At 72.5% G+C, this 23,420-nt stretch carries 23 protein-coding genes; 15 read left to right on the plus strand and 8 right to left on the minus strand.

Annotated features, from left to right (window positions below):
* The first annotated feature begins 153 nt into the window (after window positions 1-153).
* The 3 genes from AC2XR2_RS36065 (at window position 154) to AC2XR2_RS36075 (ending at window position 3,370) form a co-directional block, all read left to right on the plus strand.
* The gene (locus AC2XR2_RS36065) at window positions 154-876 is read left to right on the plus strand and encodes a hypothetical protein (RefSeq protein WP_491517343.1); all 723 of its coding nucleotides are present in this window, start codon (window positions 154-156) and stop codon (window positions 874-876) included.
* Window positions 877-1,079: 203 nt separating this feature from the next.
* Window positions 1,080-2,324: an aminotransferase class I/II-fold pyridoxal phosphate-dependent enzyme gene (locus AC2XR2_RS36070; RefSeq protein ID WP_491517344.1), complete on the plus strand. Its 1,245-nt coding sequence runs from the start codon at window positions 1,080-1,082 to the stop codon at window positions 2,322-2,324.
* The gene (locus AC2XR2_RS36075; protein WP_491517345.1) at window positions 2,321-3,370 is read left to right on the plus strand and encodes an MBL fold metallo-hydrolase; all 1,050 of its coding nucleotides are present in this window, start codon (window positions 2,321-2,323) and stop codon (window positions 3,368-3,370) included. The genes AC2XR2_RS36070 and AC2XR2_RS36075 overlap by 4 nt, the downstream gene beginning before the upstream one ends.
* A 79-nt stretch (window positions 3,371-3,449) precedes the next feature.
* Here the strand turns inward: AC2XR2_RS36075 and AC2XR2_RS36080 are convergent, their stop codons facing one another.
* Together AC2XR2_RS36080 and AC2XR2_RS36085 are read right to left on the minus strand one after the other, a co-directional pair.
* Window positions 3,450-4,070 carry a DedA family protein gene (locus AC2XR2_RS36080; RefSeq protein ID WP_381306923.1) on the minus strand — a complete coding sequence of 207 codons (621 nt, stop codon included), beginning with the start codon at window positions 4,068-4,070 and terminating at the stop codon, window positions 3,450-3,452.
* Window positions 4,067-4,840 (minus strand): MBL fold metallo-hydrolase, encoded by a 774-nt coding sequence (locus tag AC2XR2_RS36085; RefSeq protein ID WP_491517346.1) that lies wholly within the window; start codon window positions 4,838-4,840, stop codon window positions 4,067-4,069. The genes AC2XR2_RS36080 and AC2XR2_RS36085 overlap by 4 nt, the downstream gene beginning before the upstream one ends.
* A gap of 83 nt (window positions 4,841-4,923) precedes the next feature.
* On the opposite strand from AC2XR2_RS36085, the gene AC2XR2_RS36090 reads away from it, so the two are divergent.
* The 7 genes from AC2XR2_RS36090 to dnaK all read left to right on the plus strand — a co-directional run bounded on the left by AC2XR2_RS36090 (window position 4,924) and on the right by dnaK (window position 14,449).
* A complete protein-coding gene (locus AC2XR2_RS36090) occupies window positions 4,924-5,325 on the plus strand; it encodes a hypothetical protein (RefSeq protein WP_330263451.1) in 402 nt (133 codons plus the stop codon).
* A gap of 73 nt (window positions 5,326-5,398) precedes the next feature.
* Window positions 5,399-7,447, plus strand: a complete 2,049-nt coding sequence (locus tag AC2XR2_RS36095) for a phage holin family protein (RefSeq protein ID WP_491517347.1) — start codon at window positions 5,399-5,401, stop codon at window positions 7,445-7,447.
* A gap of 151 nt (window positions 7,448-7,598) precedes the next feature.
* Window positions 7,599-8,660, plus strand: coding sequence for an ATP-binding protein (locus AC2XR2_RS36100; protein WP_449349229.1), 1,062 nt, complete (start codon window positions 7,599-7,601; stop codon window positions 8,658-8,660).
* A complete protein-coding gene (locus tag AC2XR2_RS36105; RefSeq protein WP_491517348.1) occupies window positions 8,657-10,450 on the plus strand; it encodes a vWA domain-containing protein in 1,794 nt (597 codons plus the stop codon). The genes AC2XR2_RS36100 and AC2XR2_RS36105 overlap by 4 nt, the downstream gene beginning before the upstream one ends.
* 61 nt (window positions 10,451-10,511) lie before the next feature.
* The gene (locus AC2XR2_RS36110) at window positions 10,512-10,940 is read left to right on the plus strand and encodes an OsmC family protein (RefSeq protein ID WP_330263447.1); all 429 of its coding nucleotides are present in this window, start codon (window positions 10,512-10,514) and stop codon (window positions 10,938-10,940) included.
* An 86-nt stretch (window positions 10,941-11,026) separates the two neighbouring features.
* Window positions 11,027-12,424: a hypothetical protein gene (locus AC2XR2_RS36115; RefSeq protein WP_491517349.1), complete on the plus strand. Its 1,398-nt coding sequence runs from the start codon at window positions 11,027-11,029 to the stop codon at window positions 12,422-12,424.
* Between the two features lie 135 nt (window positions 12,425-12,559).
* A complete protein-coding gene (gene dnaK, locus AC2XR2_RS36120) occupies window positions 12,560-14,449 on the plus strand; it encodes a molecular chaperone DnaK (RefSeq protein ID WP_491517350.1) in 1,890 nt (629 codons plus the stop codon).
* A gap of 34 nt (window positions 14,450-14,483) precedes the next feature.
* Here the strand turns inward: dnaK and AC2XR2_RS36125 are convergent, their stop codons facing one another.
* The 4 genes from AC2XR2_RS36125 to AC2XR2_RS36140 form a co-directional block, all read right to left on the minus strand.
* Entirely contained in the window at window positions 14,484-14,948 is a 465-nt protein-coding gene (locus AC2XR2_RS36125; RefSeq protein ID WP_381307546.1) for a nitrate reductase molybdenum cofactor assembly chaperone, read from the minus strand.
* Between the two features lie 158 nt (window positions 14,949-15,106).
* Window positions 15,107-15,901 (minus strand): SAM-dependent methyltransferase, encoded by a 795-nt coding sequence (locus AC2XR2_RS36130; protein WP_491517351.1) that lies wholly within the window; start codon window positions 15,899-15,901, stop codon window positions 15,107-15,109.
* Between the two features lie 32 nt (window positions 15,902-15,933).
* Window positions 15,934-16,797 (minus strand): Sco1979 family transcriptional regulator, encoded by an 864-nt coding sequence (locus tag AC2XR2_RS36135; protein WP_330263442.1) that lies wholly within the window; start codon window positions 16,795-16,797, stop codon window positions 15,934-15,936.
* A gap of 172 nt (window positions 16,798-16,969) precedes the next feature.
* Entirely contained in the window at window positions 16,970-17,794 is an 825-nt protein-coding gene (locus AC2XR2_RS36140; protein WP_491517352.1) for a helix-turn-helix domain-containing protein, read from the minus strand.
* 108 nt (window positions 17,795-17,902) lie between these two features.
* Here AC2XR2_RS36140 and AC2XR2_RS36145 point away from each other — a divergent pair, with 108 nt between their 5' ends.
* The 3 genes from AC2XR2_RS36145 (at window position 17,903) to AC2XR2_RS36155 (ending at window position 19,209) form a co-directional block, all read left to right on the plus strand.
* Window positions 17,903-18,067 (plus strand): hypothetical protein, encoded by a 165-nt coding sequence (locus tag AC2XR2_RS36145; protein WP_491517353.1) that lies wholly within the window; start codon window positions 17,903-17,905, stop codon window positions 18,065-18,067.
* 88 nt (window positions 18,068-18,155) lie between these two features.
* A complete protein-coding gene (locus AC2XR2_RS36150; protein WP_381307559.1) occupies window positions 18,156-18,461 on the plus strand; it encodes a 4a-hydroxytetrahydrobiopterin dehydratase in 306 nt (101 codons plus the stop codon).
* Window positions 18,462-18,465: 4 nt separating this feature from the next.
* Window positions 18,466-19,209 (plus strand): class I SAM-dependent methyltransferase, encoded by a 744-nt coding sequence (locus tag AC2XR2_RS36155; protein WP_491517354.1) that lies wholly within the window; start codon window positions 18,466-18,468, stop codon window positions 19,207-19,209.
* Here the strand turns inward: AC2XR2_RS36155 and AC2XR2_RS36160 are convergent.
* Together AC2XR2_RS36160 and AC2XR2_RS36165 are read right to left on the minus strand one after the other, a co-directional pair.
* Window positions 19,184-19,654: a hypothetical protein gene (locus tag AC2XR2_RS36160; protein WP_491517355.1), complete on the minus strand. Its 471-nt coding sequence runs from the start codon at window positions 19,652-19,654 to the stop codon at window positions 19,184-19,186. The genes AC2XR2_RS36155 and AC2XR2_RS36160 overlap by 26 nt on opposite strands.
* Entirely contained in the window at window positions 19,651-20,130 is a 480-nt protein-coding gene (locus AC2XR2_RS36165; protein ID WP_381307566.1) for a hypothetical protein, read from the minus strand. The genes AC2XR2_RS36160 and AC2XR2_RS36165 overlap by 4 nt, the downstream gene beginning before the upstream one ends.
* Window positions 20,131-20,192: 62 nt before the next feature.
* Here AC2XR2_RS36165 and AC2XR2_RS36170 point away from each other — a divergent pair, with 62 nt between their 5' ends.
* Both AC2XR2_RS36170 and AC2XR2_RS36175 read left to right on the plus strand, forming a co-directional pair.
* A complete protein-coding gene (locus AC2XR2_RS36170) occupies window positions 20,193-21,173 on the plus strand; it encodes a helix-turn-helix transcriptional regulator (RefSeq protein WP_491517356.1) in 981 nt (326 codons plus the stop codon).
* A gap of 44 nt (window positions 21,174-21,217) precedes the next feature.
* Complete coding sequence (locus AC2XR2_RS36175) at window positions 21,218-23,113, plus strand: rhamnogalacturonan lyase (protein WP_491517357.1); 1,896 nt, start codon at window positions 21,218-21,220, stop codon at window positions 23,111-23,113.
* The last annotated feature ends 307 nt before the right edge of the window (window positions 23,114-23,420 follow it).

Genomic DNA, 23,420 nt, shown 5'->3' on the forward strand with positions numbered 1-23,420 from the left:
CCCGTCCCGCCAATGGCCTCGGCCGCGCGCGGCATGGGGAGGGGCGGGGTGTGATGGCTGTGGGTGCGACCGTCGTGCCCCCGGTCCGGTCGTCGTGGTCCCGATGCTCGACGGCGGGCCCCGCAGCCGTCGTCGGCCGAAGGAGTCCACCCCATGCGCCGCACCGCCCGTCTCCGGGCCCTGTCCGTCGTCCTCCCCGCGCTCGGGATCACCCTGGGCGTCGCCGCACCGAGCGCCTTCGCCGATCCGGCCGCCGAGGTCAGCCCCAGCAGTGTCCAGCCGGGCGGCAGCGTCACCGTGTCCGTCTCCTGCGATCCCGGTGGCGGTACGCCCCCCGCCACCCTCGACGCCACCTCCGAGGCCTTCGAGACGGAGACCGTACGGCTGCAACTGGTGACCGGCAACGAGGACGCGGTCTCCGGCCCCGCCTACAGCGGCACCGCGCGCGTCTCCACCGACCCGGAGCTCCAGGACGGCGCCGGAGGCGTCGGCCCGGACTCCGCGTGGACCGTCGACGGCACCTGCCCCACCGCCGACCGCGCACCGGGCAAGGCCTGGAGCGCCACCTTCACCGTCACCCGCGGCACCGGCACCGGCACTGGTACCGGCACGGGCACCGACAGCGGCGGCCGCCGCCCGTGCGCCGAACCGAGCGTCGAGCCGTACACCGAGCCGCGTACCGAGACCCGCAGCGAGACCTGCGCCACCGCCGTCATCCAGCGCCCGGTCCGCGCGGGCCAGGGCGGCTCCTTCACGGACAGCGTGCCCGCCCTGGTCACCGGCGGCCTGCTGATCGCGGGCGCCGCGGCCGGCGCCGTGTACCGGCTGCGCCGCCGGACTCCCGCAGCTCCCGCAGGTCCCGCGGGGGACGGCTGAGGCACATCGGCCGGGCCGGCGACCAGACGCCCGCACCGGCGCGAAACGTCAGGCCGGTGTGACGGGTGCAACCCGCACGGGTGGCCATGGGCCCACGACACCGTGGGTACTCAGACCGCGAGGAGTGTGCCGGCAGTGCCAGGCGTGGCAGAACGAGACGGCGAACCGGACCAGCCACCGCGGAGCGGCTGACGGAGGTGACCATGCGGACCGACCCGGAGGGCCACGGCCCCGTCCGCTACGGCCCCCCGCTCCCCGACGACGGCCTGCCCGTCCTGCCCGAGCTCACCGCCGTCCTCGCCGCCGCGGCCGCCCGCCCCCACGCCGAACCGGTCGGCGGCGGCACCCCGCTCCTGGAGGCCGCCTGCGACTTCGGCGCCCGGCGCGGCCTGCCCGCCCGGCCCGACCACGTGGCCGCCGCCCCCGGTGCCCCCGCCCTGCTGCTCGCCCTGACCGCCGTGCTCGGCGGCGACGTCCTGGTGCCCCGGCCCTGCGCCGCCTGGTGGGCGCCGTACGCACGCCTACTGGGACGACCCGTCTTCCATGTGGCGACGCCGGCCGAGTGCGGCGGTGTCCCGGACCCGTACGCCCTGCTGGAGACCGTGCGCCGGGTGCGCGCCGAGGGCGGTGACCCGCGGCTGCTGGTGCTGTCGGTCGCCGACGACCCCACCGCCACCGTCGCTCCGCCCGAGGTGCTGCACGAGACCGTCGAGGCCGCCGCGGGCGAGGGCCTGCACCTGGTCAGCGACGAGACCTGGCGCGACACCCTGCACGCGCCGCACGAGACGGTGCTGCTCAGCCCCGCCGACATGCTGCCCGACCGGGTCACCGTCGTCACCGACCTGGCCGGCGGCCTGCTGCCCACCGGCTGGCCGGCCGCGATCGCCCGCTTCCCGGCCAACGGCAGCGGCGACGGCCTGCGCGCACGCGTGCTGGACGTCCTCACCGCGCTCGGCGCCCGCATCGCCGCCCCGATCGCCGCGGTCGCCGCCCACGCCCTCACCGAGCCCGGACCGGTCACCGCCCACCGCGCGGCCGTCGTGGACCTCCACGCGCGCGTGGCCGCCGCCGCGCACGCCGCCGTCGTCGGCGCGGGCGCCCTCTCCCTGCCCCCGCGGGCCGGCCGCCACCTCTACGTCGACCTCGGCCCGCTGCGCCCCGCCCTCACCGCGCAGGGCGTCGGCGACGCCCAGGACCTCGAGGACCTCCTCACCGCCCGGCTGGGCATGCCCGCGCCCGGCGGCCACCGCTTCGGCGACGACCTCGGCGCGCTACGGGTACGGCTGGCCACCGGCCCGCTGCTCGGGGACTCCGACGAGGAACGCGCGGAATGCCTCAGGTCACCCACACCGTTGGAACTGCCACACGTGCAACGCGCGTTGACCACCTTGCAGACGGTCTTCGACGACCTCCGCGACGACGCTCAGCGATGGGAGCCTCCTCGATGACGCAGCAGTCCGAGTCGACCAGCACCCGCGTGGCCGACGAGTCCCCGGCCCCCTCCTCCGTCGCGCCCGTCCCCCCGCCGCCGCTCGCCGAACCGCGCCCGCTGGGGGAGCGCAGAGTGTGGCCGCGGTCCTTCCACGACCGGCTGACCGCCCCGCTGCCCGGCCTGAAGGCCATGGCCCGCTTCGCCCGCGAGGGCGCCGTACGCCCCGGCCCCGAGGGCCTCGCCGACATCCCGAACCTGCCCTACGCACCCGGCCCGTTGCCCGCCGTCGACGCCCGCACGGTCGCCGTCTCCTGGGCGGGACACGCGAGTTGGGTCGTGCGGATCGGCGGCCTGACGGTCCTCACCGACCCCGTCTGGTCCCGCCGCATCCTCGGCACCCCCGCCCGCATCACCCCGGTCGGCATCGACTGGCACGCGCTGCCGCGCATCGACGCCGTCGTCATCAGCCACAACCACTACGACCACCTCGACGCCCCGACCCTGCGCCGGCTGCCGCGCGACACCCCGGTCTTCGTCCCGGCCGGACTGGCCCGCTGGTTCCACCGCCGCCGCTTCACCGCGGTCACCGAGCTCGACTGGTGGGAGGCGGCCGAACTGAGCGGTGTCCGCTTCGACTTCGTCCCGGCCCACCACTGGTCCAAGCGCTCCCTCACCGACACCTGCCGCACCCTCTGGGGCGGCTGGGTCCTCACCGCCCAGGACGGACAGCGCGTCTACTTCGCCGGCGACACGGGCTACGGCCACTGGTTCTCCCGCATCGGCGACCGCTACCCGGGCATCGACCTCGCCCTGCTCCCCATCGGCGCCTACGACCCCCGCTGGTGGCTCAGCGACGTCCACTGCGACCCGGAGGAGGCGGTCCGGGCAACCCAGGACCTGGGCGCGAAGCGGATGGCCCCGATGCACTGGGCCACGTTCGTCCTGTCGGCGGAACCGGTACTGGAGCCACTCACGCGAGTGCGGGCGGCATGGGAGAATGCAGGCCTCGACCGCGAGAACTTGTGGGATCTGCCGGTAGGTGGTTCCAGGGTGCTGTCATAGCGCAGGGTGAGTGAGCCAACTCAGGGGCGCGGGGAACTGCGCGACAAGCCACGACGCACCCGCACCCCGCGACGAGACCTCACCCGGCAGAACGAACCCGCTTCCACACACTCGGCGCCGCACTGATCGCCACGGTCAGCACCACCGCCGCCAACACACCCTCCCAGGGCTCCTCGAACAACGAACCCCCAAGAATCCCGATCAACTGATACGTCACCGCCCACGCCAGACAAGCCGGCAGATTCCCCCGCACAAACCTCCGCAGCGGCCACTCCGCCATCAGACAGGCCAGCATCACCGGAATCCGCCCGGCCGGCACCAGGCGGGACAGCACCAGCACAGCCACGCCGTGGTCCGCCAACTTCCCCTGCGCCTGCGACAGCCGCTCCTCCGGCGCCCGGGACCGGATCGCCTCCAGCCACCGCGAGCCGTTCTTCGACTTCATCCCGCGCCGCCCCAGCCAGTACAGGGCGATGTCCCCGAGGAACGCGGCGAGCGAGGCGGTGACGAACACCAGCGTCAGACTCAGCGGCTCCGTCCGGTGGAAGGCCACCACGGCGGCCGAACTCACCAGCGCCCCCGTCGGCACCACGGGCACCAACGCCCCCAGAAACACCAGCAGGAACAGCGTCGGATAGCCGATCGCCTGTCCCGCCGCCCCCGTCGCCGCCCCCGTGGAGGCGGCTGCGAGCCACCTCACCGCGCGACCTCCAACCGCACACTCTCCCCGTGCCCCAGCCGGTGCACGTCCACCCCCGGCGCGAACTCCGCGGCCCACCGCACGAACTCGGCGCCCGGCGCGTGGAACTCGTGCGGCCGCACCGCGTCCATCCCGATCGGCCAGTACGTCCCGTAGTGCACCGGCACCGCGCTGCGCGGCGAGAGCTGCGCCAGCGCCCGGGCCGCGCGCCCCGCGTCGAGGTGCCCGTCCCCGAGATACGGCCCCCACCCGCCGACCGGCAGCAGGGCCACGTCGACCGGGCCGACCTCCTTGGCCATGTCGTCGAACAGCCCGGTGTCCCCGGCGAAGTACGTCCGTGCCGAGCCCTCGACGACGTAACCGAGCGCGGGGGAGCGGTGCGGGCCGACCGGCAGCCGCCGTCCGTCGTGCAGGGCGGGCACCGCGCGTATGAGGAGGTCGCCGACGCGCCGCTCGTCCCCGGGCGCCACCTCCTCCACCCGGAGATGGGTGAGCCGGCGCAGCCCCGGCACCTGGCGTGGTGCGCCCCGGGGCACCAGCAGGCGCGTGCCCGGCTCCAGCCTGGCCAGCGAGGGAACGTGCAGGTGGTCGGCGTGCAGATGGGAGACGAGCGCGACGTCCGCGTGCCAGGCGGCGGGCGGCGGAACCGCCCCGCGGCGCCGGCGCAGATGCGCGAGCCGGCGTGCGAACAAGGGGTCGGTGAGTACACGTACGTCCGAATCCGTGACCGTGCACGTCGCGTGACCCCACCAGGTGATCTCCACCGGCACCTCTTTGCCTCCTTCGCGCGACTCCCCGAAGCCTACGGGCTGGAGTAGGGTCGGCGGCGAAACCCGGAGGTGAGGGGGACACCATGGGACCGGTCCGTGTCACGGCGATCGCGAGTCTGACGCCGTTGGAAGAGCTGGACGCCGACCCCTTCCTGGTGGACTCCCGCAGCCAGCACGCGATGTGCGCGCGCTGGGCCGCGGAGCGCGGGTACACCGTGCGGCGGGAACTGCTGGTGCGGGGGCTCAGGGCCGACCACTGCGTGCTGTGGGACGGGGTACGGGCCGGCAGCGACCTCTTTGTCGCGCCGAGCCGCCGGGTCCTGGAGAGCGCCCTGTCCTCCGTGGACGAGTTCGTCGCCGAGTGCGCCCGGCGCGGGGTGCGGGTGGAGACGGTGGGCTTCGCCGAGCCCCGGTACGACGCCCAGATGAAGGCCAGCGTGCACCGCAGGCTGTCCATGCCCACGGCGGGATACGACGGACGCTGACTGTCCGACCCGTATGACACGCTGGTCCCAGCGCCCGCACCGACGACGGGCCAGGACGTGAGGTGTACGGGGCGTGGTGGCGGGGCGTTGGCGGCGGGTGGCCAGTCAGGTCGGGCGGAGCGTCACGGTGTGGGCCGTCTCGACGCTCACCATGCTCGTGCTGGCCGGCATCCTGCCGGACTTCCAGATCCAGTCCCCCGACGGGGACAGCGCCACCCGGATCGCCGTGACGGCCGCGTTCGGCGCGGGCGCCTTCGGTCTGCTGTCCGCCCTGGTGTGGCCGCTGCTCGTACGGCTCTTCCTGCTCGTGCCCACCCTCGTCCTCGGGCTGCTGGTCTTCGTGCTCAACGGCTCCCTGCTGCTGCTCGCCCTGCGGATCAACCCGTCGGGGCGGGGCGAGGTGGCCCCCGAGACGGCTGTCGTGGTGGCCGCCGTGATGTCCGCGGTGGCCTCCGCCACCGGCGGTGCGCTGGCCGTGCGCGACGACGACGCCTACCGGCGCCGGCTCTACCGGCTCGCCGACCGCCGCCGCAGAAACCGCCCGCCCGGCCCCGCCACCCCCGGCACGCTCTTCCTCCAGCTCGACGGCGTCGGCCACGACGTCCTGCTCGCCGCGGTCGACAAGGGCCTGATGCCCACCGTCGCCCGCTGGCTGGAGCGCCCCACCCACCGGCTCACCTCCTGGCGCACCGACTGGTCCAGCCAGACCGGCGCCAGCCAGCTCGGCATCCTGCACGGCAGCAACCACGACGTCCCCGCCTTCCGCTGGTACGAGAAGGACCGCGGCGAGGTGATGGTCTGCAACCGCCCCACCAGCGCCGTCGAGCTCCAGCGCCGGGCCGTGGAGCAGGCGGGACACGGCGGGCTGCTCGTCGTGGACGGGGCCAGCCGCGGCAACCTCTTCTCCGGCGGCGCCGAGGAACAGGCCCTCGTCCTGTCCATCGCCACCCGCCGCCGCAGCCGCGAGACCCGGTCCCGGGCGGGCTACTTCGCCTACTTCTCCGACCCCGCCAACGCCGTCCGCACCGCCTTGTCCTTCTTCGCCGAGGTCGGCCGCGAGATCGGCCAGTCGACCCGCGCCCGCGTCCGCAAGGAGCGCCCGCGCGTGGGCCGCGGGGGCCTGTACCCGCTCGTGCGGGCCTTCGCGACCGTCGTGGAGCGGGACGTCGTGGTCGCCGCCGTCATGGGCGACATGCTCACGGGGCACACCGCGATCTACGCCGACCTCGTGGCCTACGACGAGGTCGCCCACCACTCCGGGCCGACCAGCCGGGACGCCGCGAAGGTCCTCCAGCGCCTGGACCGCTCGCTCGCACTGATCGAGAACGTCGCCGAGCACGCCCCGCGCCGGTACCGGATCGTCGTTCTCTCCGACCACGGCCAGAGCCCCGGCGAGACCTTCCGCACCCGCTACGGCCTCACCCTCGGCGACCTGGTCCGGGCCGGCTGCGGACTGCCCGTGCCGCGCAAGGCCGACCGCACCCACAGCGGCGCCGAGGCCCGCGCCGCCGTCCGGGCCGCGCTGCGCAGGCCGGGCAAGGAGGGCCGCGAGCAGTACCGGCCCGCGCGGGACTCCGAGCCCATCGTGCTGGCCTCCGGGAACCTCGGGCTGGTGTCCTTCCCCGATGTGCACCACCGGATGAGCAAGGAGGAGATCGACGCGCGGCACCCGGCCCTGCTGACCACGCTCGCCAACCATCCCGGCATCGGGTTCCTCCTGGTGCGCAGCGAGGAGCACGGCGGGGTGGTCCTCGGACCGTTCGGCACGGAGATTCCGCTGGACCGACTGGACGAGAATCCCGGGCCGTTGGCCGACTTCGGGCCCGGCGCGGTGGAGGCGGTACGGCGTACGCACTCCTTTCCGCACACCGCCGACATCATGGTCAACTCCTGGTACGACCCGGCGGAGGGGGAGGTGCTGGCGTTCGAGGAGCAGATCGGGTCGCACGGGGGGCTGGGGGGTGCGCAGGGGAAGCCTTTCCTGTTGTCTCCGCTCGCTTTGTCCGCGCCGCCGGAGGGGCTCGCCGGCGCGGAGCAGGTCCACCGGGTGCTGCGTGGCTGGCTCGACGAAGCGGGGGGCCCTCAAGTGCCGGTGACTGCGCAAGAGGAGAAGGCCGCGTAGTTGTCTGGCCACGGGCCGGTGCGGGCTGGTCGCGCCGTTCCCCGCGCCCCTGGGTGGGTGCGGGCACCCCTGGAAAATCAGCTGCGCCTGTTTTGCCTGAGGCACACACTGTTCGAGCACCCTTTCTCGAACACTCCCTGGAGCCACCGCTTTGCAGGCTGCCGTCACCGTTTCGCCCTCCCGTATCCCCGAGCTTCTTCTCGGCCTCGCCACCGTGCGGCCCGTCTTCGTGTGGGGTGCCCCCGGCATCGGGAAGTCCTCCCTCGTCCGGGAGTTCGCCGCCTCGCTGGGACTGGAGTGCGTGAGTCTCATCGGTACGCAGCTCGCCCCCGAGGACCTGATCGGGGTGCCGCAGATCCGGGACGGCCGCTCGGTGTTCTGCCCGCCGGAGTCCATCGCCCGCGACGAGCCGTACTGTCTGTTCCTGGACGAGCTGAACGCGGCCACCCCGGATGTGCAGAAGGCGTTCTACTCGTTGATCCTGGACCGCCGGATCGGCGACTACGAACTCCCCAAGGGCTCCATCGTCATCGGCGCCGGCAACCGGGCCACCGACAACGCGCTGGCCCGCCCCATCGCCTCCGCCCTCGTCAACCGCCTCACCCACGTCCACCTGGAGGCCTCCGCGAAGGACTGGCTGGTCTGGGCCGGCGAGCACGGCATCCACCCCTGGATCGTCGACCACCTCACCGACCGGCCCGACCACCTGTGGTCCAAGCCGCCGAAGACCGAGGAGCCCTTCTCCACGCCCCGCTCCTGGCACATGCTCTCCGACGCGCTGCACTCCTTCGGCCGGGACCTCGACGAGGAGACCCTGAAGGTCCTCGCGCACGGCACCCTGACCCCCCGGCACGCCACCGCGTTCTGCGGCTACGTCAAGATCGTGCGCAGCCGGTTCGGCATCGAGGCGATCATCAAGGGGGAGGCCCGCTGGCCGAACCGCCTGGAGGACCGCGACCTGCTCTACTACCTCGCCGAGTCCTTCCGCGGCCGCCTGATCAAGGAACTCCCGGTCAGCAAGGAGCACATGTCGGCGAACGGCCGGCAGACCGCGTACCGCGCCAAGTCGCTGCTCGTCCAACTCGCCGAGATCTCCGTCGAGGTGGCCCAGACCGTCATCGCCTCCGACGCCGACGGCAATCCCGTCCTGCCGTCGTGGTTCCTCGTCGAGGCGGCCCGGGACATGCCCCGGCTGGTGGAGGCGCGGCGGTGAAGCAGCAACCCGCCAAGAAGAAGCGGGACCTCGCCGCCGAGGCCTTCGCCGAAGGGGTGCGGCTGCTGAAGGCCAACCCGGCGCTCGCGGCGGTCGAGTTCGACATCTGCCGTGACGAGAAGTGCGAGTACGCGCCCCGGGACGGGCTCGTGGCCGTCGACTCCCACGGCGAACTGCACGTCCACCCCCACCGGTTGGCCGAGCCCGCCGCCTGGGCCTGGGCCCTCGCACACGCCGTCCTGCACCTCGGCTTCGGACACGTGCCCGCGGCGAAGGGCGCGCGGGTCCAGCCGGACCGGTTCGAGCTCGCCGCCCGCTGCGTCGTCGTCAACCGCTTCCTGCTCGGCTTCCCGGTGGGCGAGACCCCCGAGCACCTGCCCGCCTCCTACCCCGACGGCGACGAGGAGCAGCTCGCCGCGCGCTGGCGGCGGGACGGGCTGCCCGTCGCGTACGAGCGCTGCGGCACCGCGCACGACCGTCCCGACCAGGTGCTCATGCCGTGGTACGGCTACTCCGTACCGCCCCCCGACCACCAGCTGGCGTTCGCCACCGCCCTCACCCGGACCGTCTCGGCCGCGATGGACATGGCCGGCGGCCGCCGGGACTCCCTGACCGGCGAACGGCCGCCGCGCCGCCCCTGGGAACGGGCCCTGAGCTGGTTCATCTCCTCCTACCCCCTGCTCGGCGGCATCGCGGCCGGCATCAAGCTGGTCGCCGACGCCGAACTCGCCCGCGCCCACGGCATCGCGATCGCCGCCGTCGACACCGGGGCCGCCGAGATCTACATCAACCCGCTGCGCCGCTTCGACGACGAGGAATGGCGGTTCATCCTCGCCCACGAGATGCTGCACGCCGCCCTGCGCCACGGCGACCGCTGCGGCCCCCGCGACCCCTACCTCTTCAACATCGCCTGCGACTACGTCATCAACGGCTGGCTGACCGAGATGCAGATCGGCACCATGCCCGAGGGCCTGCTGCACGACCCCGGGCTCAGCGGACTGTCCTCCGAGGAGGTCTACGACCGCATCGCCGGCGACCTGCGCCGCATGCGCCGCCTTGCCACCCTGCGCGGCAAGGGCGCCGGCGACATCCTCGGCGGACCGCTCGGCCCGCCCCGCGACTACGTCGACCTCGACGAGTTCTACCGCCGCGGCCTCGCCCGGGGCCTCGACCTGCACCAGCAGCAGGAGCGCGGCTTCCTGCCCGGCGGGCTCGTCGAGGAGATCCGCGCGCTCAGCCACCCGCCCCTGCCCTGGGACGCGCAACTGGCCCGCTGGTTCGACGAGTTCGTGCCGAGCCCGCAGCCCGTGCGCTCCTACGCCCGTCCCTCGCGCCGCCAGTCGGCCACCCCCGGCATCCCGCGCGCCGGACGCTACTTCCCGCCCGAGGAGCTCGCCCGCTGCACCTTCGGCGTCGTCCTGGACACCTCCGGCTCCATGAGCCACACCCTGCTCGGCAAGGCGCTCGGCGCGATCGCCTCCTACGCCGAGTCCCGGGACGTACCGGCCGCCCGGGTCGTGTTCTGCGACGCGGCCCCGCACGACGCCGGCTATCTGCCGGTGACCGAGATCGCCCAGCGGGTCCGGGTGCACGGCCGGGGCGGCACCGTCCTCCAGCCCGGCGTCGACCTGCTGCACCGCGCCGACGACTTCCCCGCGGGCGCGCCCGTACTGGTGATCACCGACGGCTGGTGCGACGTCCTGCGGGTCCGGCGCGAGCACGCCTACCTGATCCCGCAGGGCGCCAGACTTCCGTTCACCGCACGCGGGCCGGTCTTCCGGGTGAGCTGAGTCGTAGAGTGATCGAATGGATCCCGCACCCCCTACGCGGGACCATACGAAAGGACTGATCGTGGCTACCACGCGCTCCGCACACACCGTCTGGGAAGGCAACCTCCTCGAGGGGAGCGGTGTCGTCAACTTCGACTCCTCCGGTGCCATCGCGGCACAGCCGGTCACGTGGGCCTCGCGCTCCCAGGACGCCAACGGCAAGACCAGCCCCGAGGAGCTGATCGCCGCCGCGCACTCCAGCTGCTTCTCCATGGCGCTGTCGCACGCCCTGAACGGCGCGGGCACCCCGCCCACCAAGCTCACCACCTCGGCCGACGTCACCTTCCAGCCAGGCGAGGGCATCACCGGGATCCACCTCACCGTCGAGGGCACCGTGCCGGGTCTCGACGAGGAGGGCTTCGCCGCCGCCGCGGCCGACGCCAAGACCAACTGCCCGGTGAGCCAGGCCCTGAAGGCCGTACCGATCACCCTGGACGCGAAGCTCGCCTGAAAAACCCCCTCGCGCAGACCGCCCGTCGGGGCGGTCTGCGCGAAACGCGGTTCGGGCACCGGTGCGGTGGTGTGGGAGGCGGCACGATGATTCCGGGAACATCCGGCGGTACGGCGGCACTCGACTCCGGCACCCGTGAACGGACGCGTGTCGTGGTGCTGTTCAGCCTGACCGGACGGCTGGATCCGCGCGATCCGCACCTCCCCTCGCCGGGCAGCCTCGTCGACACCTTCGACTTCGGCCGCTTCGCCCTGCACCTGGCGTCCAGCGAGGCCGTCCTGCCCGTGCCGGTGCTCGTCGAGGACGTGGCTCCCGGGGAACTGCGGCTGCCGCACGGTGACCACGGCCTCGACCTCGTCTCCGTCCAGATCGCCGTCGTCGCCACGCCGCGCGGGGACGTCACCCTGGCGCTGGACTGCGGATTCGCGGGGCGGACGGCTCCCGAGGCCCTCGCGGCCTGGCTCGCCGACACCTGCTTCGACCGGGACCGGATCACGCTCGGCGAGAGGGGTCTGCTCGACGCGCTGGGCGGCCGGCTCGCCCCGCGCGAGCCGCTCGGCTTCGGCCAGAACGTCCACCAACTCGTCTTTCCCGGCGGGGACGTGAAGAGCGACCTGCTCGACGCCGACGAGACCCGGCTGCACAGCCTGCTCAACGAGATCGTGTACCGGGGCCGGCCGTCCCCGTCCGAGCCGCCCCACCTCCGGAGGAACGGCCGCACCCTCTCCGCGCACGGCCGCGGGGTCTCCGTGCACGCCGGCTGGGCCGAGCACGTGGAGAACGGCCTGACCCTGGTCGCCGTCGGCATGATCTCCGCGCTCGCCGTCCTCCAGCGCACCCGGCTGGCCGCCTTCGAGACCATGCGCGCCAACGAACGGGCCGCGGCCGAGTCGCCGTACGAGATCCGCAGGCTGATCTCCCGGCTCTCCGACGGGGTCAACGAACTCCAGCTGGACCTGGCCTTCGGTGTCGAGGCGTACGTCGACAGCCTGCTGATCCCGGAGACGGTCATGGAGACCTTCCAGTCCTCGCTGCGGGACGCCCTGGGCATCCCCGCCAGCCTGGACAACTCCGCCCGCATGGTCGAGCGACTCACCTCGGTGATCAGCGCCCGTTCCGCGGCCCTGGACGCCCAGCTCGCCGAGCGCGACGACCGCAGGGACCGTACCGTCTCGGCGCTCGTCGCCGTGGCCACCGGGATCGCGCTGCCGCCGACGCTGCTGCTCGCGTTCTTCGGGGCCAACGCCTCCAACGTGGACAACCGGCGCTCCATCTTCGACGCCCACTACCTCCCGGCCTACCTGCTGGCCTGGCTGCCCTTCATCGCCCTCGCCGTGATCGGATACCTGCTGCTCAGGCGGGTCAGCAGACGCTCCGGCCCGCTGCGGGTCACCCCGCCGGCGAACGGGTCCGCGCCGCTGCCGGCGCCCCGGTCGCCGGACGGGCGTCGCGAGGAGCGCCCGTCGGGGTACTCGTTCCCCTGAGCGGGGCCCGACGCGCCATTGACAAGAACGCACTCAAGTTTTGTGCTGGAGTGCGGGAAGGCTCCCTGGCGGAACTCCTGGGCGAAACTCCTGGACGGAACTCCTCGGCGAAACTCCGGGCGGAAGGGGACAGCGATGGGACGTGCGGTCGGGATCGATCTCGGGACCACGAACTCGGTGGTGGCCGTGCTGGAGGGCGGTGAACCCACAGTCGTCGCCAACGCGGAGGGGGCCAGGACCACACCGTCGGTCGTGGCCTTCGCCAAGAACGGCGAGGTGCTGGTGGGCGAGGTCGCCAAGCGGCAGGCCGTCACCAACGTCGAGCGCACCGCGCGCTCCGTGAAACGGCACATGGGCGACGGGAGCTGGCGCTTCCCGGACCAGGGCTCGATCGACGGCACCCGGTACCGGGCCCAGGAACTGTCCGCGCGGGTCCTCCAGAAGCTGAAGAGGGACGCCGAGTCGTATCTCGGCGAGGACGTCACCGACGCGGTGATCACCGTCCCCGCCTACTTCGACGACACCCAGCGCCAGGCCACCAAGGAGGCCGGGGAGATCGCCAGCCTCAACGTGCTCAGGATCATCAACGAGCCCACGGCGGCCGCGCTGGCGTACGGCCTGGACCGGGGCGAGGAGCAGACGGTCCTGGTCTTCGACCTCGGCGGCGGCACCTTCGACGTGTCCCTGCTGGAGATCGGCGACGGGGTCATCGAGGTCAAGGCGACCAACGGCGACACCCACCTCGGCGGCGACGACTGGGACCACCGGATCGTGGAACACCTGGTCAAGCGCTTCAAGGGGCAGTACGGCGTCGACCTCGGCAACGACAAGATGGCGCTCCAGCGGCTCCGCGAGGGCGCCGAGAAGGCGAAGATCGAGCTGTCCTCGTCGTCCGAGACCACGATCAACCTGCCCTACATCACCGCCTCCGCCGAGGGCCCCCTGCACCTCGACGAGAAGCTGACCCGGGCGCAGTTCCAGGAGCTCACCGCCGACCTCCTCGACCGCTGCAAGACGCCCTTCCACCAGGCGGTGAAGGACGCGGGCATCAAGCTGGACGTGATCGACCACGTGATCCTCGTCGGCGGTTCGACGCGGATGCCCGCGGTGACCGACCTGGTCAAGGAGCTCACCGGCAAGGACCCGCACAAGGGCGTCAACCCGGACGAGGTCGTGGCGGTCGGCGCGGCCCTCCAGGCGGGTGTCATCCGCGGTGACGTGAAGGACGTGCTGCTGCTCGACGTCACCCCGCTGTCCCTGGGGATCGAGACCAAGGGCGGCATCATGACCAAGCTCATCGAGCGCAACACCACGATCCCCACCCGCCGTTCGGAGATCTTCACCACCGCGACCGACAACCAGCCCTCCGTGGGCATCCAGGTCTACCAGGGCGAACGGGAGATCGCCGCGTACAACAAGAAGCTCGGCGTCTTCGACCTCACCGGTCTGCCGCCCGCGCCCCGGGGCGTCCCCCAGATCGAGGTGGCCTTCGACATCGACGCGAACGGCATCATGCACGTCTCGGCGAAGGACCTGGCCACCGGGCGCGAACAGAAGATGACGGTGACCGGCGGCTCGGCGCTCCCCAAGGAGGACATCGACCGCATGATGCGGGAGGCCGAGCAGTACGCCGAGGAGGACCGCAACCGCCGCGAGGCCGCCGAGACCCGCAACCAGGCGGAGCAACTCGTCTACCAGACCGAGAAGTTCGTCCGGGAGAACGGCGACAAGGTCCCCGCCGACACGAAGACGGAGGTCGAATCGGCGGTGGCGGACCTCAAGAGGCTGCTGGAGGAGAACGCCGACACCGCCCCGCTCCGCGACGGCGTCGAGAAGCTCGCCTCCGTCAGCCAGAAGATGGGCCAGGCCATGTACGCCCAGGCCCAGGCCGATCAGCAGCAGCCGCCGCCCCAGGACCAGCCGACGTCATCGCCCCAGGACGAGGAGGGGGTCGTCGACGCGGAGATCGTGGACGACGACCGGAGCGAGGGAGACGCGAACGACCGCAAGGGCGGGGCCGCCTGAGGAATCGGGGACCCAGAGCCTGTCCGACGATTCCCTAGCGCACCCTCGTCGGCAGTGCGGCGCACACGGCGTCCAGGACCGACGCGTACGGGGTGCCGACCGCGGTGAGCCTGGAGCGCAGTCGCTCCAGGCCCTCCCGGTGTCCGGTGAGAAGGTCCGTGTCCCCGGTCCGGGCCGTGAACTCCAGCACCGCGGGCAGGAAGTCCGGCACCTCCTCACCGGTCAACTCCAGCCCGGCCGCGCGGAACACCTCCTTGAACCGCTTCCGGGTGCCCCCGTCCTGCCACCAGCTCAGGTACAGACTGTGCCCGTTCCCGGAGCCGAAGACGTGGTCGTAGTGCGCCGCCAGTTCCCGCGCCGGCGTCACCGCCGCGTGGTCGACGAACGCCCGCAGCTGCGGGGCCGCCTCCCGCAGCAACGGCAGCCGGGCGCGGAAGTCGTCGTCGGGATACGTCAGGCAGAGCGCCGCCGCCTGGTACAGCACTGCGTCCGAGGGCATCAGGCCTCCTCAGCGTCGTCGGGGTCCTCTCCAGGCGCCCACCCGCCGCCGGCCGGTGTGGGGGTGCCGGTCACGTGCGCTCCCTGTCCGCCGGCCCACGGCTCCTTCGAACCTAGGGCGGGACGCGGGAGCGCACCCGTTCACGGCACCCGTACGGGTCAGACCTTGCGGGCGACCCCCGCGTACACCGGCACGATGCCTTCCGCCTGCGCCGCCACGTCCTCCGGCTCGGGACGCCAGCCGTGGACCGGGATCACCCCGGGGCCGAGCAGCTCCAGGCCCTCGAAGAACCGGGAGAACTCGGCCAGCGACCGCGGGAAGAACGGGGTACCGCCGGCGCGGAACTGCTGGGCGGCCTTCGCGATCGCCTCGGGGCTCAGATCGGGGGTGACCTGCGACAGGATCAGGTAGCTGCCCGGGGCGAGCGTGTCGACGTACCGCCCGACCAGCCCGTACACGTCGTCGTCGAGGTAGTGGGTGAGCGCGACCAGGGACAGGGCGACCGGCCGGGTGAAGTCCAGGGACTCGCGCGCCCGGCCCAGCAGGGTGTCGACGTCGCGGACGTCGGCCTGGACGTAGTCGGTGCTGCCCTCGGCGGAGCCGTGCAGCAGCGCCTGCGCGTGCCGGAGCACGATCGGATCGTTGTCCGCGTACACCACCTTCGCCTCGGGGGCGACACCCTGGGCGACCTGGTGCAGGTTGGGCTCGGTGGGGATGCCCGTGCCGATGTCCAGGAACTGCCGGATCCCGGCCTCCGCCGCGGTGCGCACGGCCCGGGTCATGAAACGGCGGTTGGCCCGCGCCCCGCGCAGCACCGTGCCGTCCACCTCCAGGATCCGGCGCGCCAGCGCCTCGTCCACCGGGTAGTTGTCCTTGCCGCCCAGCCACCAGTCGTACACCCGCGCCGGATGCGGGCGGCTCGTGTCGATTCTGGGCGCGTCGGATCCGGTCATACGGTGTGGTCTCCCCTGTGTCGTGGTGGTGCTCAGAAGTCCTCGCGGCGCTCCCGCAGCAGCTTCTTCGTGCGTTCGGCCGACGCGGCCCGCGCCGACATGTGGTCCAGGACCTCCAGGTGCGTGGCGACCTCCTGGCGGGAGTCGAGGTACAGCGCGCCGGTCAGGTACTCGGTGAAGACCATGTCGGGCAGCTCCGGTTCGGAGAAACGGAACAGCGAGAAGGGCGCGTACGTCCCCGGGTGCGGGCCCTCCTCGAACTCGCACACCTGGAGCGTGACCCGGTCCCGCTCGGCGAACTCCAGCAGTTTGTCGAGCTGTTCGCGCATCACGTGGGCGCGGATGCTCACCGGGCGGCGCAGCACCGTCTCGTCCATGATCGCCCACAGGTGGGGCGGGTTCGGGCGTTCGAGGAGCTTCTGGCGGGCCATGCGCAGCGACACGTGCCGCTCGATCGCCTCCGTACCGGACTGTCCGATCGTCCCGGCCTCCATGACGGCACGCGCGTAGTCCTCGGTCTGGAGCAGACCGGGCACGAAGTGCGGTTCGTAGGAGCGGATGATCCCGGCCGCGCCCTCCAGGCTCACGTAGAGGCTGAACCACTCCGGCAGCACGTCGTGGAACCGCTGCCACCAGCCCGGCCTGTTCGCCTCCTCGGCCAGCTGGACGAACGCCTCGACCTGGTCCACGGGGACGCCGTAGGTCTCCAGCAGCACCTGGACGTACGGGATCTTCAGGGCGACCTCGGCCATTTCCATCCGCCGTACGGTCGCCGGGGCCACCCGAAGGACCTGTGCGGCCTCCTCGCGCTTGAGGCCGGCGGCCTCCCGCAGTTCCTGAAGCCGTCTGCCGAGCACCACCTGGCCCACGGTCGGCGCAGGCCGCCGCTCACTCACGCCACGCCTCCCCTACGCGTCGAAGCTTGCGTGCAGTGTGCCATGTTCCGGTGGCGGGCTCACCGGTCACGCTCGCTTCCTCCTTACCTCCCGCGTCATCGACGGGCGGGCGGGGGAGCGGGATCGTGGTGCCCACGGGTCCCGGGCCGGCGCACTCCGGCCCGGGGCGCGCTCAGGGCAGCAGCGCGTGCAGGTGCTTGACCGTCGCCGGATCCGCCGGGAGGAAGGTCTCGATGGCCAGTTCGGCGACGGTCACGTCCATGGGGGTGTTGAAGGTGGCCGTGGAGGAGATGAAGGACAGCGTGCGGCCCTCGTGCTCGATCCGCATCGGGAGGGCGAAGTAGGGGACGGAGCCCGCCGGTTGAGGCTCTTCGTCCTCCGACGCGTCCGGCACCGGATAGACCGCCACCTCCTCGTACAGCGCACGCAGTCGCTCCGACCGGCGCAGGGCGATCTGCCGGCGCATCTGTTCCAGCAGATGCCCGCGCCACTCCCGCAGATTGCGGATCCGCGGGGCGAGGCCCTCGGGGTGCAGGGTGAGCCGCATGGTGTTGAGCGGGGGCCGCAGCAGGGACTCCGGGACGCCGTCGAGGAGCATCGTGATCCCGCGGTTCGCGGCCACGACGTGATAGGAGGCGTCGAACACCAGGGCGGGGTACGGCTCGTAGCCCTGGAGCAGCCGCTCGATCCCCTCGCGTACGGCGTTCAGGGCGGGGTCGTCCAGCGGGGTCTCGGGGAAGCGCGGGGCGTAACCGGCCGCCAGCAGCAGCGCGTTGCGCTCACGGACCGGCACTTCCAGATGCTCGGCGAGCCGCAGCACCATCTCCTCGCTCGGCCGGGAGCGTCCCGTCTCGACGAAGCTGATGTGCCGGGCACTGGAATCCGCCCGCAGCGCCAACTCCAGCTGACTGACCCGCCGTTGCTCACGCCAGGCACGCAGGAGGGGGCCGACGCCCTGGTCGGCGGGGGTGGCTGCGGCGGAGGGGGCGATCGACATACGGACGACCGTAGTCGAGGAGTGGACGCACGGAGTGGTGAAGGACGGGGCGGCTCAGTGCCGCGCCCGGGTGCGGGGCAGCCTCCTGGGAGGGGCGATCGGTGACGAGTGACCGACGCGGTGCCCGGCCCGCGGGGCGCGATCGGCCGGACCAGCGACGACACCCGGACGACCCGGCGGTCAACCGTTCCGGGGCACCGGGTCCGGATCGCCGTAGTCGCCGAGGTCCTCGCGGCCGTAAGGGTCGCCGGCCGGTTCTTCGGCCCGACGTGACCCGGCCGGGGCCGTGACCGAACCGGGCCCGGGCGGGGTCGCTGTGGCACGCTGAGGACATACCCGAATCTCAGGAAGGACCGAGGTCATGCCCGTCGAACCGCTGTCGCAGAAGGAGATCGAGGACCGGCTCGCGGAGCTGCCCGGCTGGTCGGTCGAGGACGGCCGCCTCGCCCGCTCGTACCGGCTCGCGGACCACTTCGCCGCGACCGCGATGGTCGTGCACGTCGCCCAGGTCCAGCAGGAACTCGACCACCACTCCGACCTCACCCTCGGCTACAACACGGTCGCGCTGTCCGTGCACACGCACAGCGCGGGCGGTGCCCTCACCGAGAAGGACTTCGAGCTCGCGCGGCGGGTGGACGCCCTCGCCGCCGGTCACGGAGCCCAGTGAGGCCGTGCTCGACTACGACAAGGAGGCCGACGCCTACGACGCCAGCCGCGGCGGTGAGCCCAGGGCCGCCGCGGCCGCCGACGCGGTGCTCGGCCTGATCCCCCCGGGCACCCGGCGCCTCCTCGACGTGGCCTGCGGCACCGGGATCGTCACCCGGAGGCTCGCCGCCGCCCGGCCCACGACCCGGGTCACGGGCGCCGACCTGACGTACGGCATGGCCCGCATGGCCGCCGTACGGCTGCCCGGCGCGGTGGTGCTGGCGGACGGGCGTGCGCTGCCGTTCCCCGACGGGGCGTTCGACGCCGTCACCAGCGTGTGGCTGCTGCACCTCCTCGACCGGGCCGAGGACGTCCGGGCCGTGGTCGCCGAGTGCGCCCGGGTGCTCCGACCGGGCGGGGTGTACGTCACCACCGTCGACAAGGCCGCCGCGCACGACGTCGGCAGCGACGTCGACGCCGTCCTCGCCCCCCGACCGCGCCGCCCGGCCCCGGACGCGGCACCGCTCGTGGAGTCGTACGCCGCCGCCCACCTTCTGCACCCGGTCGGACAGGCCCGTTTCCCGGGCCGCGGTCAGGGCCGCAGCCCCCGCCGCACCGCCGCCGACCTGCGCCGCGGCTGGTTCACCCAGCTACCACCCGGCACCCCCCTCACCGAACGCTTCGCGCAGCGCCTGGAGGCACTCCCCGACCAGGAACTCCCGCGCCCGGACCCGGTGTTCACCGTCAGGGCGTTCCGCAAGGCCGGGTGAAGTCCATGGTCCAGTTGGTCACCCAGGTCTCCCCGTGGTCCACGGAGAAGGCCTGCTCCCAGCGGGCACCGGCCGACGAGATGTCCGACCACACGAACCGCACCCGCACGTCCTTCCCGTCGTGCGTGTCGTCGCCGTAGAACTCACCGCGTCCGCCCTCGAACTGCCCGATCACCGGCGGGAACAGCGTCCCGGTGCGGCTCGCCGCCCAGTTCAGGGACCACTGCTCCGTCCCCCGGTCGAAGAGCCGCAGCGTGGCGCCCTTCGCCCCGAGGTGCGGCAGGTCGATCTCGTCGATGTTCGCCGCCCCGTCGAACAGCGGCCGGCAGCGGCTGGTTCCCGGGAACTCCTCCCAACTGCCCACCGGATCCAGGAAGTCGGTGCGGCGACGGTTCACGACGGCCCATGCGCCGTGGAAGAAGTCGAAGTCGTGCGGGCTGCTCATGAGCGGTCCCCCGTGGTTCCTTCGGGCAGCGAGTCGGTCAAGTAGGCGTCCAGGTCCGGGACTTCGGGCGTGAGCAGATGCCGTACCCAGGCGTCCCGTTCGTGCAGGATCGGCGGGAGCTCCCAGACGCAGCCGATCCAGGGCAGGTCGGGCCTGACGAAGTGCGTCGGGTCGAGGTCGGGGCAGTGGAGCGCCGGCTGGCCCGCCGATGCGCCCCGGAAGTGCAGCACGTTGTCCCACACCCAGCTGTAGGCGTTGAGGTAGGCGCCGGTGTCCGTGCCGCGGTGCAGCACGACGAAGGTCGCCGGCGGAGTGCCGTCCGGCTCCGGCAGCAGCGACGGGAGGATCTCGTACGCCGCCTTCTCGACGGCGGGTTCGATGCCGGCCGGGTCGGCGGTGACGTGGTAGCGCTTGACGTGCCGCCCGGCGACCTCGACGGGCGGCGGCACGGTGAGGAGTTTCTCGGTGAAGCTCATGACCGGACGCTAGGCCCGCTCCACTGACATCCTGTGGCAGTGAACTCTGGGATTCTGGGGCGGTGAGGTCCAGCCGTCTCGTCTCGATCCTGCTGCTGCTCCAGACCCGGGGCCGGATGACCGCCGCCCAGCTCGCCCAGGAGCTGGAGGTGTCGGTGCGCACGGTCTACCGGGACGTCGAGGCGCTGAGCACGGCCGGAGTCCCGCTGTACGGCGACGCGGGCCACGCGGGCGGCTACCGCCTGCTCGACGGCTACCGCACCCGGCTGACCGGTCTCACCGCGGCCGAGGCCGAGGCGCTGTTCCTGGCCGGAGCACCGGGGCCCGCCGCCGAGCTGGGCCTCGGTCCGGTCCTCGCGGCCGCCGAGCTGAAGGTGCGGGCCGCGCTGCCGGTGGAGCTGCGGGCGCACGCGGACCGGATCAGCGGACGCTTCCACCTCGACGCACCCGGCTGGTACGCGGCGGGCGAGGAGGTGCCGTATCTGCCGGAGGTGGCCGAGGCGGTGTGGGACAACCGCGTCCTGGATGTCGTATACCGGCGCTGGCGTGCGCCGACCGACGTCCGGCGCCGACTGGAGCCGTACGGGCTCGTGCTGAAGGCGGGCCGCTGGTACGTCGTCGCCGGTCCGGGACCGCGCACCTATCGTGTCGACCAGATCCTGGAACTCGCCGTCGTGGACCAGGAGTTCAGCCGTCCCGAGGGTTTCGACCTGGCCACGTACTGGACGGCGTACCAGCGGGACTTCCACGACCGGCTCCACCAGGGCGAGGCGGTCGTACGGCTGGCGCCGGGGGTGAAGCTGCCCGGAGCGGTACCGCACCCCACAGATCCGGACTCAACGGATCCGCACTCCACGGATCCCGACGGCTGGACCGTCGCCCGCGTCCCCATCGAGTCCATCGAGCACGCGCAGGGCGAGTTCCTGCGCCTGGGCACGGACGTCGAGGTGCTGGAACCGCCCGAGCTGCGCGCCCGGATGGCCCGAACCATCGCCGAACTGGCCGAAAGATACGGCAACTCGACCTCGTCCAGCGGCGACTGAGGGTGCGGAACCCGTCCGTCCCCACCGTTTCGGAGGTTCACCCCGTGCAGCACCCGCAGCCGCACCTGCCCCCACACCCGCCCGCCCATCGCAGACGCCGAGTCCTCCTGTCGGCGACCACCGCCGCCGTCGCCCTCGTGGCCGCCGGTCTGACCGCCCTGTCGCCCGGCACGGCCGAGGCCGCCACCGCCCGCCAGGTCGAGAAGCTCGACCGGGGCGTGGTCAGCGTCCACACCGACGCCGGCAACCTGGTCAGCTGGCGCTGGCTCGGCACCGACCCGAACGACGTGTCCTTCAACGTCTACCGGGCCGGCACCAAGGTCAACTCGACCCCGGTCACCGGCTCCACCAACTACTTCCACTCCGGCGCGCCCGCCCAGGCCGACTACACGGTCCGTGCGATCGTCGGCGGTGTCGAGCAGTCCGACTCGGTGCACGCGGTCCAACTCCGCACCGGCTACACGGACGTGCAGATCAGCCCGCCGGCCGGCGGCACGACCCCCGACGGGGTGGCGTACACCTACGAGGCCAACGACGCGTCCGTGGCCGACCTCGACGGGGACGGAGCCCTGGACTTCGTCCTCAAGTGGCAGCCCACCAACGCCAAGGACAACTCCCAGTCCGGCTACACCGGCAACACGATCCTCGACGGCGTCAAACTCGACGGCACCCGGCTGTGGCGCATCGACCTGGGCCGCAACATCCGCTCCGGCGCGCACTACACGCAGTTCCAGGCGTACGACTACGACGGCGACGGCAAGGCCGAGGTCGCCGTGAAGACGGCGGACGGCACGGTCGACGGAACGGGCGCGGTGGTCGGCAGTTCCTCGGCCGACCACCGCAACTCCAGCGGCTATGTCCTGTCGGGCCCCGAGTACCTGACGATGTTCAACGGCCTGACCGGCAAGGCGATGCAGAGCGTGGACTACGTCCCGGCCCGCGGCACGGTGTCCTCGTGGGGCGACTCGTACGGCAACCGCGTCGACCGCTTCCTCGCGGGGACGGCCTACCTGGACGGCGCCCGCCCCTCCCTGATCATGGCCCGCGGCTACTACACCCGTACGGTGATCGCGGCCTGGGACTGGCGGGGCGGCGCCTTCACCCGCCGCTGGACCTTCGACAGCAGCTCCTCGACGAACTCCGGCAAGGGGTACGACGGTCAGGGCTCGCACAGCCTGTCGGTCGGGGACGTCGACAACGACGGCAAGGACGAGATCGTCTACGGCGCGATGGCGGTCGACGACAACGGCAGCGGGCTGTGGACCACGAAGACGGGCCACGGCGACGCACAGCACCTCGGCGACCTCGACCCCGCCCACGCGGGCCTGGAGTACTTCAAGGTCTCGGAGTCGACCTCCCAGCCCGCGGAGCTGTACATCAACCCGGCCAACGGCACGGTGAACTGGAAACTGGCCGCGTGCTGCGACAACGGGCGGGGCGTCGCCGGTGACATCTGGGCCGGCAACGACGGCGCGGAGGTCTGGTCCGCCTCGGACTCCTCGATCCGCGACGAGGCGGGCGCGACGAAGGGCCGCGAGCCGTCCTCGGTGAACTTCCTGTCCTGGTGGGACGGCGACCCGGTCCGCGAACTCCTCGACGGCACCCACATCGACAAGTACGGCACCGCCTCGGACACCCGCCTGCTGACCGGCGCCTCGGTCCACTCCAACAACGGCACCAAGGCGACCCCGTCGCTGTCCGGCGACATCCTCGGCGACTGGCGCGAGGAGGTCGTCTGGCCGACCTCGTCCAACACCGCGCTCAGGATCTACTCGACCCCCGTCGAGACGACGACCAGGATCACCACGCTCCTCCACGACACGATGTACCGCACCGGCCTGGCCTGGCAGAACACCGCCTACAACCAGCCCCCGCACCCGAGCTTCTTCATCGGCGCCGGGATGCCCACGGCACCCAGGCCGACGGTGTACACGCCCTGAACACCGGTGGGTGCGTGCCCCTTTGGGGGGTCCTCTGGAACTCCTCGGCGCACGCACCCACCCGCGCGGCCAGCTGAAGCCGCCGCTGGAATCGCTGTTGAGCTGAGCGGTCACCTGGTAGGAGAAGGCGTCCTCGTCGACGCTCAGCGTCTTGTTCATCGGCAGCCCCTTGCCCTGGAGGTTGGTGCCGTCGCTGCCGTACGTGATGCCGACCCCGGCGGGAGCGGAGCCCCACACCTCGAACACCGCCTTGCCGCTGGGGGCGTTGTCGGAGTCGTCGGCCGTGTCCGCGGCCTTCTTCCCGCCG

The sequence above is a fragment of the Streptomyces sp. LS-MS-L19 genome, from assembly GCF_058382285.1.